This window comes from Corynebacterium sp. HMSC064H12, assembly GCF_001809925.1.
GTDB lineage: Bacteria > Actinomycetota > Actinomycetes > Mycobacteriales > Mycobacteriaceae > Corynebacterium > Corynebacterium jeikeium_D.
The window spans coordinates 18,058-36,264 of record NZ_KV799341.1 but is presented as its reverse complement, the minus strand read 5'-3'; the positions used below and the strand labels follow the sequence as shown (position 1 = coordinate 36,264).

At 58.4% G+C, this 18,207-nt stretch carries 12 protein-coding genes and 1 pseudogene; 4 read left to right on the top strand and 9 right to left on the bottom strand.

What is annotated here, in order from left to right:
• Positions 1 to 235 precede the first annotated feature (235 nt).
• On the bottom strand, positions 236 to 883 hold the full coding sequence (locus tag HMPREF2681_RS05095; RefSeq protein WP_049171148.1) for a hypothetical protein: 648 nt from the start codon (positions 881 to 883) through the stop codon (positions 236 to 238).
• A 519-nt stretch (positions 884 to 1,402) separates the two neighbouring features.
• Here HMPREF2681_RS05095 and HMPREF2681_RS10935 point away from each other — a divergent pair.
• Both HMPREF2681_RS10935 and HMPREF2681_RS05080 read left to right on the top strand, forming a co-directional pair.
• Positions 1,403 to 2,592, top strand: a pseudogene (locus tag HMPREF2681_RS10935) (IS3 family transposase); the annotation flags it as partial.
• A gap of 111 nt (positions 2,593 to 2,703) precedes the next feature.
• Positions 2,704 to 3,627: a siderophore-interacting protein gene (locus tag HMPREF2681_RS05080; protein ID WP_016421889.1), complete on the top strand. Its 924-nt coding sequence runs from the start codon at positions 2,704 to 2,706 to the stop codon at positions 3,625 to 3,627.
• On the opposite strand, the gene HMPREF2681_RS05075 is transcribed toward HMPREF2681_RS05080, so the two are convergent.
• The 6 genes from HMPREF2681_RS05075 to HMPREF2681_RS05050 form a co-directional block, all read right to left on the bottom strand.
• On the bottom strand, positions 3,624 to 4,418 hold the full coding sequence (locus HMPREF2681_RS05075; RefSeq protein WP_016421888.1) for an ABC transporter ATP-binding protein: 795 nt from the start codon (positions 4,416 to 4,418) through the stop codon (positions 3,624 to 3,626). The genes HMPREF2681_RS05080 and HMPREF2681_RS05075 overlap by 4 nt on opposite strands.
• Positions 4,415 to 5,467, bottom strand: a complete 1,053-nt coding sequence (locus tag HMPREF2681_RS05070) for a FecCD family ABC transporter permease (protein WP_016421887.1) — start codon at positions 5,465 to 5,467, stop codon at positions 4,415 to 4,417. The genes HMPREF2681_RS05075 and HMPREF2681_RS05070 overlap by 4 nt, the downstream gene beginning before the upstream one ends.
• On the bottom strand, positions 5,464 to 6,459 hold the full coding sequence (locus tag HMPREF2681_RS05065) for a FecCD family ABC transporter permease (protein ID WP_222865141.1): 996 nt from the start codon (positions 6,457 to 6,459) through the stop codon (positions 5,464 to 5,466). The genes HMPREF2681_RS05070 and HMPREF2681_RS05065 overlap by 4 nt, the downstream gene beginning before the upstream one ends.
• A 51-nt stretch (positions 6,460 to 6,510) precedes the next feature.
• Positions 6,511 to 7,467, bottom strand: a complete 957-nt coding sequence (locus tag HMPREF2681_RS05060; protein WP_016421885.1) for an iron-siderophore ABC transporter substrate-binding protein — start codon at positions 7,465 to 7,467, stop codon at positions 6,511 to 6,513.
• An 809-nt stretch (positions 7,468 to 8,276) separates the two neighbouring features.
• Positions 8,277 to 9,317: an aspartate-semialdehyde dehydrogenase gene (locus HMPREF2681_RS05055; RefSeq protein ID WP_049171166.1), complete on the bottom strand. Its 1,041-nt coding sequence runs from the start codon at positions 9,315 to 9,317 to the stop codon at positions 8,277 to 8,279.
• Between the two features lie 9 nt (positions 9,318 to 9,326).
• Positions 9,327 to 10,592, bottom strand: coding sequence for an aspartate kinase (locus HMPREF2681_RS05050; RefSeq protein WP_070546300.1), 1,266 nt, complete (start codon positions 10,590 to 10,592; stop codon positions 9,327 to 9,329).
• A 445-nt stretch (positions 10,593 to 11,037) separates the two neighbouring features.
• Here HMPREF2681_RS05050 and HMPREF2681_RS05045 point away from each other — a divergent pair, with 445 nt between their 5' ends.
• Positions 11,038 to 12,048: a DMT family transporter gene (locus HMPREF2681_RS05045; protein ID WP_083301598.1), complete on the top strand. Its 1,011-nt coding sequence runs from the start codon at positions 11,038 to 11,040 to the stop codon at positions 12,046 to 12,048.
• 156 nt (positions 12,049 to 12,204) lie between these two features.
• Entirely contained in the window at positions 12,205 to 13,176 is a 972-nt protein-coding gene (locus tag HMPREF2681_RS05040; RefSeq protein WP_070546297.1) for a class C sortase, read from the top strand.
• A 5-nt stretch (positions 13,177 to 13,181) separates the two neighbouring features.
• On the opposite strand, the gene HMPREF2681_RS05035 is transcribed toward HMPREF2681_RS05040, so the two are convergent.
• Positions 13,182 to 15,479: a YhgE/Pip domain-containing protein gene (locus tag HMPREF2681_RS05035; protein ID WP_070546295.1), complete on the bottom strand. Its 2,298-nt coding sequence runs from the start codon at positions 15,477 to 15,479 to the stop codon at positions 13,182 to 13,184.
• Complete coding sequence (locus tag HMPREF2681_RS05030; protein WP_070546293.1) at positions 15,479 to 18,112, bottom strand: YhgE/Pip domain-containing protein; 2,634 nt, start codon at positions 18,110 to 18,112, stop codon at positions 15,479 to 15,481. The genes HMPREF2681_RS05035 and HMPREF2681_RS05030 overlap by 1 nt, the downstream gene beginning before the upstream one ends.
• Positions 18,113 to 18,207: the final 95 nt, after the last annotated feature.

The following is an 18,207-nucleotide window of genomic DNA, read 5'->3' as shown; positions in this document are numbered from 1 at the left end:
ATGTGAAACTGTGCGAGTTTATGACGCTTTCAGGACATTTTTCGGGCCATTTTTGACATAAACGCAGTCAGTAACTCGGATCGACCCAACGTCGCCAGCTATAAACACAAAAAAGCGCCTCCCCACTCCGCAAGGAGTGAGAAGGCGCTCGTGCGCTGTTACGTATTAATAGCCGCGAGAGCTAATAGCTGCGCAGTGTCATTGTAGTGCAGTGCCTAAGTCAGCTTAAACGGCCTTAGATAGCCTTTGCACCGGTGAGGTCCAGGTCGACTGGCAGGTTGTCACCCGCACCGTCCTCGGCCAGCAGGCCACCCTGGTTGTTGCCGCCGGTCTGGGCACCCTGCTCCTGGCCGCCAGTCTGGAGGCCACCCTGGTTCTTACCACCGGTCTGCAGGCCCTGCTCCTGGCCGCCAGTCTGAAGGCCGTTCTGGTTCTTACCGCCAGTCTGGAGACCCTGCTCCTGGCCACCGTTCTGCAGACCCTGGTCGCCACCGACGTTTTGCAGGCTCTGGTCCTGGCCACCGGTCTGGAAACCGGACTGACGCTCACCAATCTGGCCCTTGTCGTTAACCTGGTCGCCGCCGACCTTGTCGCCCTTGTCCAGCTTGTCGCCGCCAATCTGGTCTCCGCCGTTCAGCTGATCGCCGCCAGCGTTCTGGAGACCCTGGTTGCCGCCAACGTTCTGCAGAGCGTTGTCCTGATCGCCACCGACGTTCTGCAGACCCAGGTTGCCGCCCTCAGTCAGAGAGTGGAAGTTCGGGAACAGTGAGTCGACCTGAACCAGTGGGCCCTCCGGGAAGTTCACGTTGAACTCAGGTACCGGCAGCGGAGCCGGTGCTGGCAAGGAGGAAATCAGTTCGCAGATATTGCACAGGTTATCCATGATGATCCTTTAGAAAAATGAAGTGTAGATAAATGGTGTGGCGCGATGCCCAGAGCTGAAGGTAAAGGGCTTCTCGCCTTCTCCTTTGCGGCCACTGCCGTGCTCACACGAAAACCGTACCGGTGATGAAAAACGGTCACAATATAGAAATTCGACCCACTTCAGCCAGGAAATTGGAAACAGAATAACGGCAAAATTTAACCTGCACTTATGCCCAAACGTCGCATGTCACGGGTCACATTGCTAGCCGTTTGGTCACCCCAAACCAGGCTCGCCTTTTCCAGCAGAAAAGCCTCGGCACCTAATGAACTGCTCCCCATTAGTTGGACTGAGAAATCAGTTACCGACTAGTGGGGAGTAGTTGTCATTGAGAGCACGAAGTTCGCTAAGTGAATATCAGCGCGAGCAGTTGGTTGAACTATTTGAGCAAGGCATGGGTTATACAGCCGCTGCCAATGCCCTTGGTGTCTCCAAGTATGCCGCCCGTATGCTCTGTCGTCGGTTTAAGCTGCATGCAGGCTATGTCTTGTGGAGAAACCGACTAAGCAGCAGTACTCGTTCGAGATCAAGAAGGAAGTTGTCCAACGCCACCTTGCTGGCGAGACAGCGATGGATCTTGCACGTGAATTTGGCCTGTCATCACAGCAGCTGGTCCGCGGGTGGTCGTGGAAATGGCGCAAAGACGGCGATGACGCGTTGAAACCGAAGCCGAAGGGCAGACCCAAAGGATCGGTCACGCCGAAGCCGCTGTCGGAGGAAGACAAGCTGCGTGGCGAAAACGAACGGTTGCGGGCCGAAAATGCCTATCTAAAAAAATTGCGGGACTTGAGGAATCAGGGACGCGCCTGAAAGTCCAGGCGATTGTCATCCTCAAGTCGCACCACCGCTTGGAGTACCTCCTAGAGGCAGCAGGTATGCCACGGTCGACGTTCTTCTACCACCAGAAACGACTCAGTAAGCCAGATAAGCACGCCGAGCTCAAGCAAGCGATTCGGGAAAGCTTCGAGCGTAACAAGCATCGCTACGGCTACCGACGAGTACTACTTGACCTGCGTAACCAGGGGTGGGTGGTCAACCACAAACTCGTCTACAAACTCATGTGCGAGATGGGGCTGCGAGCCAAGATCCGCCAACGTAGACCTTATGTTTCCTACACCGGGACGATCAGCCACATTGCCGACAACAAGCTTGACCGCAAATTCACCCCGGATCAGCCAAATACCGTCTTTGTCAGCGACGTCACCGAGTTCAGGGTTGCAGGCCGCAAGGTCTACCTGTCACCGGTGATGGACTTGTTCGACCGCTCAATCGTTGCCCACACTGTGGCTACATCGCCGTCGACAGCGTTGACCACCGATTCTTTGCCCAAGGTGATCGCGGCGTGGGCACCTGAACCCGGGTGGATGATGCACACCGATCAAGGTTTCCAGTACCAGCATGCCTCGTGGCGTGACCTGATCGGCGACAACGGCGGTGTTCAGTCGATGTCGCGTAAAGCCAACTGTTACGACAACGCGGTCATGGAGAACTTCTTCGGCCACGTGAAAACCGAGATGTACCACGGAGAAGTCTTCGACACGGTCGCAGAGTTCAACCAAGTAATCGACGAATACATCCAGTGGTACAACACCGAACGCGTCCAACAACGACTCAAGGGCCTGACCCCGATGCAATATCGAAATCAGACCCTTGAAGCCCTAACCGCCTAGAGTTAAACCAGTCCAACTTTCGGGGACCAGTTCACCTCGGATCCCCGCGGGGCTTTTTCTGCCCCTCACCCTTTCACTTTTGCTTTAGGTAAGGGTAAGTTAACTCCCACTATGACCTCGAACCCAGTTACCCTGAACACTCCGACGAACACTTCCGCCTACCGCGCGGCCTTTTCTGACCACCTACTCTTGGCCGCCCCTTCTGAACCGCACCATCGAATCATCCGCGCCACTGTTTATGACGTCAGCGCCCCGGCAGAAAACCTGCAGAGGATTGTCATCCGCTCCCCCGAGCTAGTCGGCTTTCAGCTTTCCGGCCCGGACGAATTCTTTGGCCTCTTTATGCCGGCTAAGCCCGGCGAGAATCTCCATTTACCCCTCCACGGAGGTGGCGCCAATATCCGCGCAAGCGTTACAGCCATGCCGGAGACCCAACGCCCAAATTTACGTTGGTACACCGTACGCTCACTCGATCCCGAGTGCGGACAGATAACTTTCGACGTGGCGACACATGGCGTCAAAAATCCAAAGGATGAGCACGTCGGACCAGGGCTCGCCTGGGCTCTTGCAACTCGTGTTGGCGACCAGGTAGGCATCTGGACATGCCAGGGCCTCTGGCACCGCGCGCAAAGTTCACAAACACTTATCGCAGACCCATCTGCCGTACCTTCCGTTCGCGCCATTTTGGATTACGCGGATGCGTTTGCCCCGGAACAGTTGCGCGACATACACCTCGTAGTGGTCGCCGAGAACCATGGTGACCTCGAGCCATCCCTCGTCGCCGACTGGGAGAGCAAGCTGGGCAGCCTAGAAGTGCTGTTTAGCGCTACAACGGACTTCAGCACGGCAGTGATGTCCCACCTACAGCAACTGGACCGTGCCGAACACCCCGCAACACAGTCGAAGTACGTCTGGGTCGCGGGTGAAGGACAGCTCTGCAAGGAAGTACGGCGCCACGCAATTCACACCTGGGGCCTCAATAGCGAATCCGTGCAGTGGTGCCCCTATTGGTTCCTAGGCAGGGCACGGCCTTAATTAGCCACAATCCCTCGCGGCACAATAATCGGAGCCATACCGCGGGGATCTTCCCACACCTCGGCATTCAGGCCATATGCCTCGCGCAACACATCCACCGTCAGAGCCTCCTTTGGAGAACCCTCGGCGATCTTTTCCCCTTCCTTCATGACGATCATCTCGTCGCTAAAAGCTCCCGCCAGGCCAAGATCATGAAGTACGGTAATCACCGTCTTGCCCTCTTGAGCGAGCTCCCGCACGATACTTAGAATCTCTATCGCATGTGCCGGATCTAGGTAGGTAGTCGGTTCGTCCAACAGCACAATTGGCGTATCCTGCGCCAACACCATCGCCATCCAGACCCGCTGCCGCTGGCCGCCAGAAAGCTCCGCCACGTCGCGGGCAACAAGATGGTCAACCTTCGTCTTCTTCAGCGCCTCGCGCACTTTTTCTTTATCTTCTGACGCCGTCGCTCCCCCACCCCAGAGCGATCGACGATAAGGGTGCCGTCCGCGCTCCACAAGTTCTCCAACGGTCAATCCCGCCGGACACAGCGGGTGTTGTGGCAAAAGCGCAATTAGTTGGGCGGCTTCGCGCGACCGCAAACTATGCACGTCCTTTTTCTCTACAAGAACCCGTCCTTCGGCGGGAGCAAGCAGCCGAGAAAGCGTCTTGAGCAACGTCGACTTGCCACAACCATTGGGGCCTAAGAGCGTGGTGACCTTCCCGGGCTCTGCAGTGAAAGACACGTCCTTAACAATGCTTGGGCCGTCGTTGTAGCCCACGGTGACGTGATCAACTTGAACGTTCATTGAACCATTCCTTTCAGAGTTCCGCGACGGGCCGCCAACCACACAAGCAACACCAACGCGGGGCCACCGATGATGGCGGTAACCAAACCCACAGGGGATGTAAATGGCAGTGCGCCCGCCACGACGGCGCACGCAGCTAATAGAGCAGCGCCTGCAAAAGTAGAGCACAACGGATGGGGCGTGGGCGTTCCGGCCACCAGCTTGGCCAGCTGAGGAGCCAATAGTGCCACGAATCCAATTGGGCCGACAAAGGAAACCACCACCGCGACAATGCCCGTTGCGGCAATGAGCAAAATAGCGCGCACCCTCGTGACATTTACCCCAAGTGTGGACGCGGTGGCGTCATCATGAGAAAGAAGAGGGACATCGCGCGTAACACAAAGGCCTAAAACTACGAAGGGCAACAGGCCCAACACCATAGGAAACAAAGCTTCCATACGCACAAAGCCGGTAGACCCAGCGAGCCAAGTTTGGGCATCCGTGGCACGAGTTAAGTCAGCCCGGAGCAGGAGATACTGCACTAAAGACTGCGTGAGGAAAGACAGTGCCAGGCCGATGACCACTACGCGCTGCGACGTCCCGAAGCCACCGAGTAGAACGAGCAAACCAACGATCACTAGTGCGCCAAGCAAAGCGAGTGCAGCACGCCACCAGAACGTCGGCACCCCCTCACTCCATGCAGGGCGGGTAACTACGGTGCCCGCCACAACCAAAACCGCCGCGCCGCCGGATACACCGAGAATGTCCGGGCTGGCCAGCGGATTGCGGGCCATGGTCTGAGTCCACGCACCTGCCAGCCCTAGAGCCGCGCCGACCAGAACGGTAGCGATTGCTACAGGCAGGCGGAGATCCCACACCACGTTGATTGCTTGCTGTGTGCCCCCACCGGTGAGAACCTCGATGACTTCCATCGGGCTGAGCTTCACCGCTCCTTGCCCCAGGATTAAGCAGTAACAAAGAGCCGCTATGAGGGCGAACCCTGCCGAAGCCGCCAGGACGCGTCTGCTTCGTGAACGCTTAATACTACGGATAGACGTCATATCGCTCATATCGTCAGCTCCGAGTCATTCGAGGTCGGTGAACTCTTCTTACGTCGCACCGCCAGAATCATCACTGGGGCACCGACAATAGCTAAGACAATGGACATTTCCAGCTCGTTAGGCTGCAGGACGAAGCGGCCCACAATATCGGCTAGCAACACAGCCGCGCCACCAACAATGCCGGTCGGCAGCAAGAGGCGAGTCAGGGACGGGCCGGTAAACGGGCGTAGTAGGTGTGGCACGGCGAAGCCCACGAATGTCACAAGCCCCACAGTGGCTGTCGCCGAGCCGGCGAGGATGATCACCGCTGCGGCAGCCAACAAGCGGGTTCTCGTGGGCGAGCTGCCAAGGGAACGGGCGGAGTCCTCTCCCATCGCAAGTAGATCCAGCGGGCGTGCTGCAAGCGCACCACATAGAGCACCTAGTGCTAGACCTAAAGCAGCTAAGGCCACGTCTTCCATACCCCGCCCAGCTGTAGAGCCAACGGTCCAGCGGCGGAGCCCTTCCAGGGTGTCGGAAGAATAGAGGCTCAGCATATTCGTGGCCGCTTGCAGGGCGAAGGTAACTCCCACGCCCACGAGTACCAGAGTTAGCGGGTTACGCGATACGCGGGAAATCAACAGCACGATTAAGGCAGCGACGGCCGCCCCGACGAGCCCTACAAGTGTCCGCTCCCCGACCGTCGTTGCCCAGCCCAAGGTCAGTGCCGCAGCGACTGCGAAACTTGCTCCAGCGTTCACGCCGATAATGCCGGGATCTGCCAGGGGGTTGCGGGTCCAGCTCTGAGCAATGGCACCCGCCATAGCCAGGGCTGCGCCTGTGATCACAGCCAAGAGGGTGCGCGGAACGCGCAAGTCCCAAATGATGCCGGATTGCGTAGATGGGTGCGGACCATGCATGAGGATGCTGGTCACTTCGCCAATGGAAAGATCTTTGGAACCCAAGTACAGGGAGGCAAGCAGCAGCAAAGCCAAGCCAACGAGTGCGGCCGAAGTAAGCAAACGCCGGGAAAACACCAAAGAATGTCGAGTTCTTGAAACGGACACTTTCAATTAAATTGCGTCAGAGAACTTGTCGACTGCCCAGGGGATGGTCAATGGGTTCGGCATACTCATTGCATTGCCCACGTTTTCGTCCATCCAGCGGACCTTGCCTTCGCGAACAACGTCCAGCTTGCTGAATGTTGGATCCTTCTTCAAGGTATCGGCGGCACCCTGGTAATCAAGGATGAAGAGGTAATCGACGTTGTTGAGGTCGCTGTAGTTCTCAGGTGCGATGTCGCGGTAGAACTCGCCCCCGTTACCTTCGAGCTCCTTCGGGATCTCGAAGCCCAGACTCTTGATAAACTGCCCGCGACCGTCACCGGAGGTGTACAGGCCGATCTTTCCCTGATAAGGCATGACGATAGCCGCACGCTTGCCTTTGAGCTCAGGGTGCTGCTGTTGGAAATCATCGAAGGCCTTCTGCGTTTCTTCGACGAGTTTGTCGCCTTCTTCTTGCTTGTCTACAGCGCCGGCGATCTGGTTGACCTGATCCCGCCAGGGGATCTGCCAGTCCGTGGCACCGTCTGGCTTAACGGTGGTTGGGGCGATGTCATTAAGCGCCTTCTTCGCCTGCGCGTCTACGGCAGAGTTCACCGCAATGATCTTGTCCGGATCAGCGGCGGAGATCTTCTCCAGGATTTCAGCAGTGAATCCGTTGGCAGTACCGTAAACCACTTCAGGCTTGTTGTCACCGAGCTTTTCGGTAGCCCATGGGCCGACGCCAGATGCATCAACATCTCCCTCAGCACCCCAGGGCGCTACGAGGACTGGTTGGATGCCTAGAGCGAGCAAGGTATCGCTGTCTCCCAGGCCAACTGCGGCGATGCGCTCGTCCCCGGTGCCCTCATTTTTTGACGCCGCCGCGTCGTCGCCTCGGGAGCAACCAGACAGAACAAGAGTGGATGCTGCCAAGACAGCGGCGGTCTTCAGCGCCGCTCGACGGGTCAGCGAATTGTTTCGAAACATGTGAAAACCTAACGCGTAAGGAACTCTTTGAAACGCTGTAAAGTACCCGTAGCCCCAAGAGACTGATGGCCTCTTTCGGCTACGGCCAACACAGCAATCGAGCCTATATTACACAGGTAAGGCTAACCACACAACAGGCTACCCTAAATTAGTCCGCTTCCTGCTCGGCCGCTACCGACTCCATCGCCGCCCTGGCCACCGTCGCCACGCTGGCCACCCTAGCCACCCTGGCCACTGTCACCGCCCTGGCCACCCTAGCCACCCTGGCTCTCAATGCCGAGATGCTCGCGCTATTGCAACTCGTGGCACCAACTGTCGGAAAAGTTGCACTTCGAAGGTCGAAATGTCGCTAGAACGGGAATCTGTCAGCACAGGCGCGCCTACGAATCTTGCGACAATTCCCTGACCTGCAGTTTTGCGGAGCTGCAAATCAGTGTCTTTAACGCATTCCCGTTCTAGCGACATTCACCCCTGCTAGCGCCCCAAATACGGCGCCGTCGGCCACGCATTCCCGGTCTAGCGACATCTGCACATCCTCACGCCGCCAAATAGGGCGCCGGCGCCTCCCGTGACGCAATCCCCCCAGCACTGCGCTCGCACAATCTCACATTCCGCTGGCGCTGCAGCCAAGCGGAAAGCGTGGGCGTCAATAAGAAAAAATAGGCCCCCTACCGCAACAATGTGAACTGCTCCCCATTAGTTGGACTGAGAAATCAGTTACCGACTAGTGGGGAGTAGTTGTCATTGAGAGCACGAAGTTCGCTAAGTGCCGAGGCTTAACTTTTTGCGCTTTTAAGTACTGCGCTCAACTACTGGTCAGCGACCAACAACTCCGCAATCTGGATGGTATTCAGAGCAGCGCCCTTACGCAGATTGTCGCCAGAGACAACCAGCACCAGGCCACGCCCCTCCGGAACCGACTGATCGACACGGATACGACCCACCAGGGACTCATCCACACCAGCGGCGGCAAGCGGATTCGGAACGTCAACGACCTTCACGCCCGGCGCGGACTCCAGCAGCTCGGTTGCCTTCTCCACGGACAGCGCATTCTCAAACTCAGCGTGAATCACCAGCGTGTGGCCAGTGAACACCGGAACACGCACACAAGTACCAGCAACAGCCAGCTCAGGGATAGACAGAATCTTGCGGGACTCATTGCGGAGCTTCTGCTCCTCATCGGTCTCCAGCGAACCATCATCAACAAAGTTGCCGGCCACCGGCAGCGCGTTGAAAGCAATCGGTGCGACGTACGGACCAAAGTCCTCCGCTACCAGAGCCGAACCATCAGTGGTCAGCTTCTCCAGGTTGTCGATGTTCTCGCGCACCTGGCCAGCCAGAGTATTCACGCCAGCAAGGCCCGAACCCGAGACGGCCTGGTAGGAGGACACACGCAGACGCTGCAACCCGGCCTCGTCGTGAAGCGGCTTGAGCACCGGCATCGCGGCCATCGTGGTGCAGTTCGGATTAGCGACAATTCCCTTCGGGATGTCCTGCAAAGCATCCGGGTTGACCTCGGAGACCACCAACGGGACCTCCGGATCCTTACGCCACGCCGACGAGTTATCAACAACAACAGCGCCAGCAGCCGCAAAACGCGGAGCCTGCTCCTTCGACAGCGTGCCGCCAGCGGAGAACACCGCGACATCAATGCCCTTCAGATCCTCGTCAGAAGTAGCCGCGACATCCTCGACAACAATCTTCTCGCCGCGGAACTCCAACTCCTTGCCCGCACTACGAGCAGAAGCGAAAAAACGAACCTTATCGGCCGGGAAATTACGCTCCGCCAGAAGAGTGCGCATCACACGACCAACCTGGCCAGTGGCACCAACAACAGCAATCGTGGTCATGAAAACTCCTTAACGTCCCGTACCAGCGTAAACAACAGCCTCAGTGTCTCCACCGAGATTGAAAGCGTCGTGCAGGGCCTTCACAGACTTATCGACATCCTGGTCATTAACCAGCACCGAGATACGAATCTCAGAAGTGGAAATCAGATCGATATTCACACCCTCATCAGCGAGCGCCTCACAGAACGTCGCAGTCACACCCGGGTGGGACTTCATGCCAGCACCGACCAAGGAGACCTTGCCCACGTGATCGTCGTAAAGCACGTCCTTCCAGTCGTTGTCAGCCTGCAGCTTCTTCAGCAACGCCATCGCCTTCGGAGCATCCTCGCGCGGGCACGTGAAAGTAATGTCAGTGCGGTTATCCGCGACGGTGGAGACGTTCTGCAGCACCATATCGATGTTGATCTCCGCATCCGCAACAGCACGGAACATCTTCGCCGCCTGGCCCGGATCATCCGGAATGCCCAGCACGGTCACCTTCGCCTCGGAGCGGTCATGCGCCACACCGGTCAACACTGCTTCTTCCATAGGAATATCCTCCATCGATCCATCAACAAGGGTGCCAAGTTCATTGCTATACGACGAACGCACACGCAACGGGACATTAAACGCACGGGCGTATTCGACACTTCGCAGCTGCAAAATCTTCGCGCCAACCGCGGCCATCTCCAACATCTCCTCGAAGGAAATGTTGTCCAAACGCTGTGCGTCCGGCACAATGCGCGGATCCGCGGTGTACACGCCGTCCACGTCGGAGTAAATCTCGCAGACGTCCGCCTCTAGGGCTGCCGCGAGCGCGACCGCAGTGGTATCCGAGCCACCACGGCCCAGCGTAGTGACGTCCTTGGTCTCGCGGTTCACCCCCTGGAAACCAGCCACCAGACAAATATGGCCCTCATCGAGAGCCTCACGAACACGGCCCGGAGTGACCTCGACGATGCGGGCGTTACCGTGGCGCTCCGTGGTGATCACGCCGGCCTGTGAACCGGTGAAAGACTGGGCCGAGGCGCCGAGGCTTGCAATCGCCATAGCGACCAGTGCATTGGAAATACGCTCACCGGCGGTCAGGAGCATATCCATCTCGCGTCCCGGCGGGACCGGGTTGACCTGCTCAGCGAGGTCCAGAAGCTCATCGGTGGTGTCGCCCATTGCGGAGCACACAACCACGACGTCATTGCCCTGCTTTTTGGTTTCCACAATTCGTTCTGCAACACGACGAATGCGTTCGGCGCTCTCCAGGGATGAACCACCGTACTTCTGCACAACCAGTGCCATGGTCGGCAACCTCCAAAAACTAGGCAACTATATGCACGTAACTATTATTGACTCAATTTACTTGAGTCGCATTCGTAATTACATAGTGGGTTACCAAAACGTAGCTTGCGGAGGTTGCGTGGAGGGTTTGGATCGGGTTGCGTAGGGGTTGCGGGGTTATTGGGCATGGGTTGGGTGCGGATCGGACGCTGCTGCGGGCTGCAAATGTGAAACTGACTAAGTTTATGACAAAAATATGCCCTGAAACTTGTCAAAACTGACATAAACCTAGTCAGTAACTCTCGGTACTGTGCCAAGAACTCCGGGCTCAGCCAGCTCCACTCCGGGCTCAGTCAGCTTCTTGGCCGAACCAGCTAATTCCCGAGGCGCTGCGGGCACCAAGCACTGCCCCGCCCAACCCCTGCGAAGTGGACATGACAAGTGTTGCGTGCCTAGCATCTCCTACGTGAACAATGACCTTCTCGCAGCGATACTGGCACTGCTGTCCGCACTCAGCATCGCGTGGGGAACCGTCATCCGCCACAACCTCTCCGGAACACTGGAAGAGGGCACCAGCACACTTCGCGGAGTGGCGAAGACCCTGAAGCTGCCGCGCTGGTGGCTGGGCTCGGGCCTGGCGATTGCCGGGTATGTATTTCAGGTCACGGCGTTGGCATTCGGCACGTTGCTCCTGGTGCAGCCGTTGCTGGTCATGAAGCTGATGCTCACGCTCCCGCTGGCAGCGAAGGTCAACGGTCGGCGGATTTCGCGGTCAGAGATGATCTGGTCCGTGGCGCTTACTTTTGCGGTGGCGACGCTGGTGTTGCTCGGCAAGCCGACTGCCGGCTCCACCGATATCCCCACCTACCTGTGGGGATGGGCTCTCGCCGTCGGTGGCGTGGTCACCTGCGGGCTTTACGCCGCTGCAGTTCAGTGGCCCAACACCGGCACCGGCGCCGGCGGCGGCTCAGACACCAAACAGCGCGGAGTGCTACGCCAGAACCCGAAGGCCCTGCTGCTCGGCACGGCAACCGGCTGGCTGTACGGCTTCGTCGCGCTGCTGTCTAAGTCGGTGGTCGATACCTATGTCAACGGCGGACTCGTCCAACTCCTGCTCTCCTGGGAACTCTGGCTGCTGGTGGCACTGGCGGTTATTGGCGTCGGCCTGCAGCAGGCGGCTTTTAACGCGGGACCGTTGCAAGCTTCGCTACCAGCTATGACCGTCGTGGAGCCGATCGTTGCCTTCAGCTTGGGATACATCGTTCTTGGTGAGCGCTTCCAGGCAGTTGGTGTGCAGTGGGTGGCGCTGTTTATCGCACTGGTGACCATGATTTCTGCCACTATTGCCCTGGCGGCTCGGCCGGCAGAGGCCACCTCCACCGCCGCAAGCACCCCAAGCACCGCAGACACCCCAAGCACCGACGCCCCAAGCACCGAAATCACCACCACAGACTCCACCGATGCCGCCGCGCGGTAAGTAGAGTTCAACTCTCCCGGGCCGCATGACATAAATTGGTATTTGCACTTATTAAGTCGTTAGCGATTTGTCGGCCTGGCTATCCCTGCCCGGGAACTGTCCCTGGTGAGAAAGACCCGTGGCCGCTATGCACAAGGTCACCAAAGGTAGGACTCGATGGGGCGTCATTCCCATTCCAAGCGGGCAACCAACACCGAAGCAAAGCCCCAAAAGGGCAAGAAGCTCAACTCGAACACCATCATCGCCCTGCTGCTGATCATTGGCGGTTTGGGCGTGCTGCTGTACCCGGTTGTCGCAACGCAGTGGAACAACTTCCTGCAGGCCCGCGCCGCAGATGAGTACTCCAAGCTGGAGAAATCCGCTCCTCCTGAGGTCTTGGACACCGCCTGGAATGAGGCCCACGAGTACAACGCCAGCCTCGGCGAGGTCAATCCCGGCGATGCCTGGACCACCTCCGATGACGAGTCTTCCCCGGAGTACCAGCGCTACCGCCACTACCTCGACGTGCTTGGCGAGACCGACGCGCTCGGTCGCATCGTCATCCCGTCCATCAACTCTGACCTGCCCATTTTCCACGGCACGTCGGAAAAGTCGCTTTCGCGCGGTGTCGGTCACCTCTACGGCACCGACTTCCCGGTCGGCGGCGTGGGCGAGGGTGAAGGTCGTCACGCGTCGCTGTCGGCGCATACGGGTCTGCAGAATGCGACGCTGTGGGACAACCTCGACAAGGTCAAGAAGGGCGACGCGTTCTACATCGCAGTCGCGGGTCACAAGTTGAAGTATGAGGTCCACGACGTAGCCGTCGTAAAGCCGGATGAAACCGATGCTTTACGACGCGTCCCCGGAGAAGACCTGATCACCCTGATTACGTGCACGCCTTACGGCATTAACACGCACCGACTGCTGGTGACGGGGCATCAGGTGCCGATGGATCCTGACGAGGAGTCCGTGTTCGACGGCAGCGGTTCGCAGTGGCAGTGGTGGATGTGGGCCATCCTGGCAGCAGCGGCGGTGATCATTGCGCTGCTGATTTGGTGGCTGCGGAAGCTCTCGCGCGACGGCAAGGGCGAGCCGGAAGCCGAGCGCGAGAGCGACGAGGCGGGCGCAGTGCCGGAGGCGGAGGATTAGGCCACTTACGAGGTGGCCATCACCTTCGTCTCCTCGATTGCGTCCTTGATGCCGTTGATTCCCTTTTCAAAGATGCGCTGGAGGCCCAGCGCCAGAATCAACGACGGGATGATGAACAGCGCCAACATGAACATCAGCTTCCAGTAGTCGGCCTCGTAAATACCGGCGATGGAGCTGCGGAACATATCAATCGCGTAGGTACCCGGCAGCCACGGGCTAATGTTCTGGACCCACTGTGGCACCAGCGGCAGCGGATACGCGCCACCTGCGGCCGAGACCTGCATCACCAGCAACAGCACGCAGATGGCCTTGCCGGCGTTGTCGAAGGTGAAGACGAACGAGAAGACAATCATCATAAACACCAGCGAAATCACCCAGCCGGCCAGCAGCATCAGGAATCGGTGCGCGGGCTCGATGCCCACGTACACCTGGAGTCCCAACACCATCAGTGTGGACTGAACCAGGCCCACGCTGGCGAAGGTGGCGAACCGGCCGAAGTATTTCTCGACGCGGGTGTAGTCCTCGGCCTGCGCAGCGTTGATTTGTGCGTCACTGGTCGGCTCGTCGATTTCATCGCTGGCTGCATCGCCCTGCGCATCATCGACTGCATCGCTGACCACATTCTCGGCCTCATCATCGCCGACCTTCTGACCGTCGCGGCTACGGACCGTGGTGCGGATCAGCACCGACGACAGCAACGCACCGATCCACAGCGCGAGGGTCGCATAGAACGGCGCCATACCCGCACCGAAGCTCTGGACTGGGAAGACGGGGTCTTCCTCGACCTGCACCGGCGCGGCCAACTGCGCTGCCAGGGCACTTGGGTCATCACCGACGGCCTCAGCAATTCGCGAGAGGTCCCCGGTGTCCTTCGCCTCTTCCAGCGCGTTGTGAATCTCGTCGAAGCGAGCGGCCAGATCATCAAAACGGTTGCTCAGGCCCATTGTGGCAGCGCTGGTCTTACGCAGCGTATCCACCGGCGAGCCGGAAATCGTACCGCGGATGCCGCGAATGTCCTCGCCAATGACCTCGATGTCGTTGCTCAGACGCGACACCGGCTCCGACAGTGCGTCGATCTGCGGACGCAGGTTCTGCTCGTAGGAGTTCTTGGCATTTTCCACAGCCGCAATCGCAGCCGTGAAAGCGTCCTTCGCCTGGCTTATCGACGATCCCGTATCCCGGCCACCACGCAAATCCGCTGCCACGGCGGAGAAACTCTCCTGCAGCCCACGGGTGCGAGCAATCGAGGTGTTCAGATCGGAAATCGCGCGGTCATAGCCCGGCTTAGCGACACCCGGAACCACTGCCCCAACGGTGTCCTCCAGGCGGTCGCGCATCGCAGTCAGGCCATCGGCCTGCTGGCCGAATTTGGCCGCCATCGCGTCAAAGGTATCTGCGGTCGCGCCGCTGGTGGCCTGGGTGCCGTCGACAAGCTCGTTGACGCGGTCGCGCACGCCTTCGTAGCTCGACTGCGTTGCGTCGAGCGCCGTGCTAACCGAGTCGCGAACATTGCCGACCGCGGCTTCCAGATCGCCTGCGACGTTGCCGTCACCCGAACCATTGCGCAGAATGTCCATCCGCGCACCAGCGTTTTCCAAAATGGAATCCGCGGTCTCCACCAGCGGCACGGTGGTCTCCACCAGCGTGGACAGCGAACGAGCAGTCTGCGCACCGGAGCGCAGCCGCGCGGCGGTGTCATCAACGCGGTTTTGCACGCGCGTCAGTGCCTGCTTGGAGTCGGAGGTGTTTAGATACTCATCCAGCGAGGTGATCACGCCCAGCCCAACACTGGCGACGACCTGCGTGAAGTTCTTGTCAATCTCCTGAATAACGCCACTCGCGCCCTTACTCGTAATGATTGACGAAAGCGCGTTCTTCTTCTCATTCGTATAGAGCGTCAGCTTAGGCGCCTTGGTACCCCGGACGTAGAAGGTCATCAGTTCAGTACTGAAGTTCTCCGGAAGCACGATTGCCGCGTAGTAGTCACCGGACTTAGTGCCGTCGATGGCGTCCTCAGAATCCGTAATCTGCCAGTCAATTTCGTGGTTACGGCTCAGCTTCGACAGCACCTCATTGCCCAAGTTGACGTCAATCGCACCGATATCCGTGCGATGACCACGGTCATTACTGGCGACCGCAATCTTCAGCTTTTCGGTGTTCTCAAACGGCTCCCAGCTGGCCAGCACATTAAAGCAGGTGAACAGCAGCGGAATCAGCACCAGACCGAAAACCATGATGCCGGTCATCGTGTTCTGGCGGATCACCCGAAAGTCGTTCCGCACAATTTCAAGAACGTTTCTCATTAGGCTTCACCTTCTGGGGAAGTCTTCACGCTTGCCGACGACACCTTCGTCTGTGGCTCAAACGTATCGCCAGCATTTTCCAACGAGTACGCATGCGGATGGGAAGTCTGGTGCTCCATGTAGGCGCGCAGCTCCTCCTCCGACATCTCGCTGAGCTCCTGGGCGTGAATCACAGACTGCTTGACGTACTCGCGCACCGCGATGTAGGCGAGGCAGAGCAGCACAAACAGGCAAGCCAGACCGAAGAACAGGGCCTTCTGATCCGGGTAGTTACGGGCCAAAATACCCAGCACCACCAGGGCGGCCACGGCGATGCCAATGGCCATGCGCATGAACAGCGTGTAGCTGCCACGCAGATTCTCCATCCGCTCGTCGACTCGCGTCTGGTACTCCTCGCGGTTGCGCAGCGCGAAGACCAGGTCACTGAGCTTGTACCCACTACCGACCAGGTGGACTTCTTCGTTGTTGACCAGACCGCCCTCTTCAAGCTGGTGGTTAACCAAGACGTTGACCGAGGACAGACTGCGACGCAGCCAGTAGCCGACCACGTAGGCGATCGCTGCCATGACCATTAGGGTGAGCATGTTCTTCAGGTAGTAATTGGAGTAAAAACCACCAATTGTCTCGCGGAGAGCATCAATACCGTAGGTCAACGGCAAGAACGGATTCAGTGCCTGGAAGAAGTCCGGTGTCATCTCAATTGGATAGAGACCGGCGGCACCAGGGATTTGAATAAACGCGAGCACCACGGCGATACCGCGTCCCACGTGCCCAAATGCCGCCACCATACTGTAAATAATGGCGAGATAACACAACTCCACCACGACACAGGTGAGGACGAACGCAACCGCACTGACATTCTGCACACCAATGACAATGTCACCAATGGAGACAATCAGCGCCTGGAAAATAGCGATGATGCCCAGTAGCAAGGTGCGGCCCATGTACGCCTGGCCGACCGTGATTTCCTTGAAACCTTCCGCATCAACTTCCACGCGGAAAATCACAATCAGGATGAACGCACCAATCCACAACGACAGGTTGGTAAACAGCGCCGCCATACCCGAGCCGTAGTGATCCACCGGGAACACGGCCTCAGTCTGGATCTCGGCCGGATCGCTCAGGAACTGCGAAATTCCCTCGGGGTCGAGGTCATTGACCATGTTCATGGCTTCGCGCTCTTCGGTGGTACCCAGGGTAAGAACATCGAGACGCGCGGTTTCCAGGCCATCGCGTACGCCATCAAGGTCAGCCTTGAAGCTCTCGAGGACCTGAGTCGCAGCGGAAAGCTGCCCACTCGTAGCGTCGAGAAGCGCGGACGTTTCCTTGACGGTGTCCTTTTGCGCGCCCAGCGCCGCCGCGTACGAACCCACGCGCGCGTTGAGCTGATTAAGCGCCTTGCTCAACTGCGGGAGTGCGTCCTGGGACGCCTGACGAATCTGATCCGAGGCGGCCTTGCCGTCCTTAGTGGCCTGCGCCAATGCCTCGCTGGTGGCGTTGAGGGAGTCAAGAGTTCCCTGCGCCGAGCCGGAGACGTTCTTCAGGCCCTCCACCAGCTCTTTATTGGTGGCGTTGCTCTCGTCGAGCGCATCGATGGTGCGCTGGATTGCCTGCTTATCCGGGCCATTGAGCGGGTTGGCCTCCAGCAGGGAATTCAGCCCACCAATGACCTGATCCGCCTGGTTGACGATGTCCTCCGCCGCAGCCGTCGCAGAATCCGAACGGGAAATTGCGCCCTGCAGATTGCCAGTCATCGCGCCAATCGCGGCGTTGGCGTTACCGGTGCCCTCCACCAGAGCGGTGCTGCCCTGCAAGTAGGCGTCGTTGAGATCCGCGGAGAAATTCAGGACCTCGTTGTTGAGCTCACCAGTAATCGCCTGCACCTGCGTCAACGCATCCTGGGCGTCATCGAGGGCCGTGTCCACGCTGCCGAGAGTCTTCTTGATCTGCGCAATCGTCGGCTGCAGATTGCCAATCTGCTCCTGGATAGCACCGACTTCATCGCGGCTATTGGCAACCGCATCGGCGACATCCTGGAAAGCGTCAGCGGAATTGAGACGAGCCGCATCGAACCGGCCCTGCAGCAGGCCGCCAGCTTCCTTAACCTCCTCGGTGACCGCCTTCGCAATCTCCTTATTAAAGGAAGCGGAAATCTGACCATCAATACCGGACGCGCCCTGCGCCGTGATGTGCGGCGAGATCGCGTTGATCTTCTGGTTAGCGCGGTATTTCAGCTTTGCTGGATGCCCCTGCCCTTGAATCAGGTCAACCATTTCCTGCGAGAAATTCGGCGGAATGGTGATTTCGGCATAGACCCTGCCGCGCTTTAGGTCCCGGTCTGCCTTCTCGGCATCGGGGAACTGCCAGCCCAGTTCATGATTTTGTTTTAGTTGTTTGACCACCTGGTTACCGATATTGAGGCTTCCGGTAACCGAGGAACTCGCGCCCTTGTCCTCATTCACAATTGCCACACCGATGTTCTCGGTGTGCTCGTACGGATCCCAGAAGCCCGGGATGTTGAACCAGGAATACAAGGCAGGGGTAATCATCACGCCGATGATAATCACCCACACTCTTGGGCTATTGCGGAGACGGCGCAAGTCTCGCTTCAGAATAGACCAGCTAGTTTGCACCTTAAGGACGCTATCATCTTTACCCCGCTAAATACATTGGTCCTAGCTTTAGAACTATCGATGGGCGGGGTGGGTGGCGTGTGGATGGCTGAGCA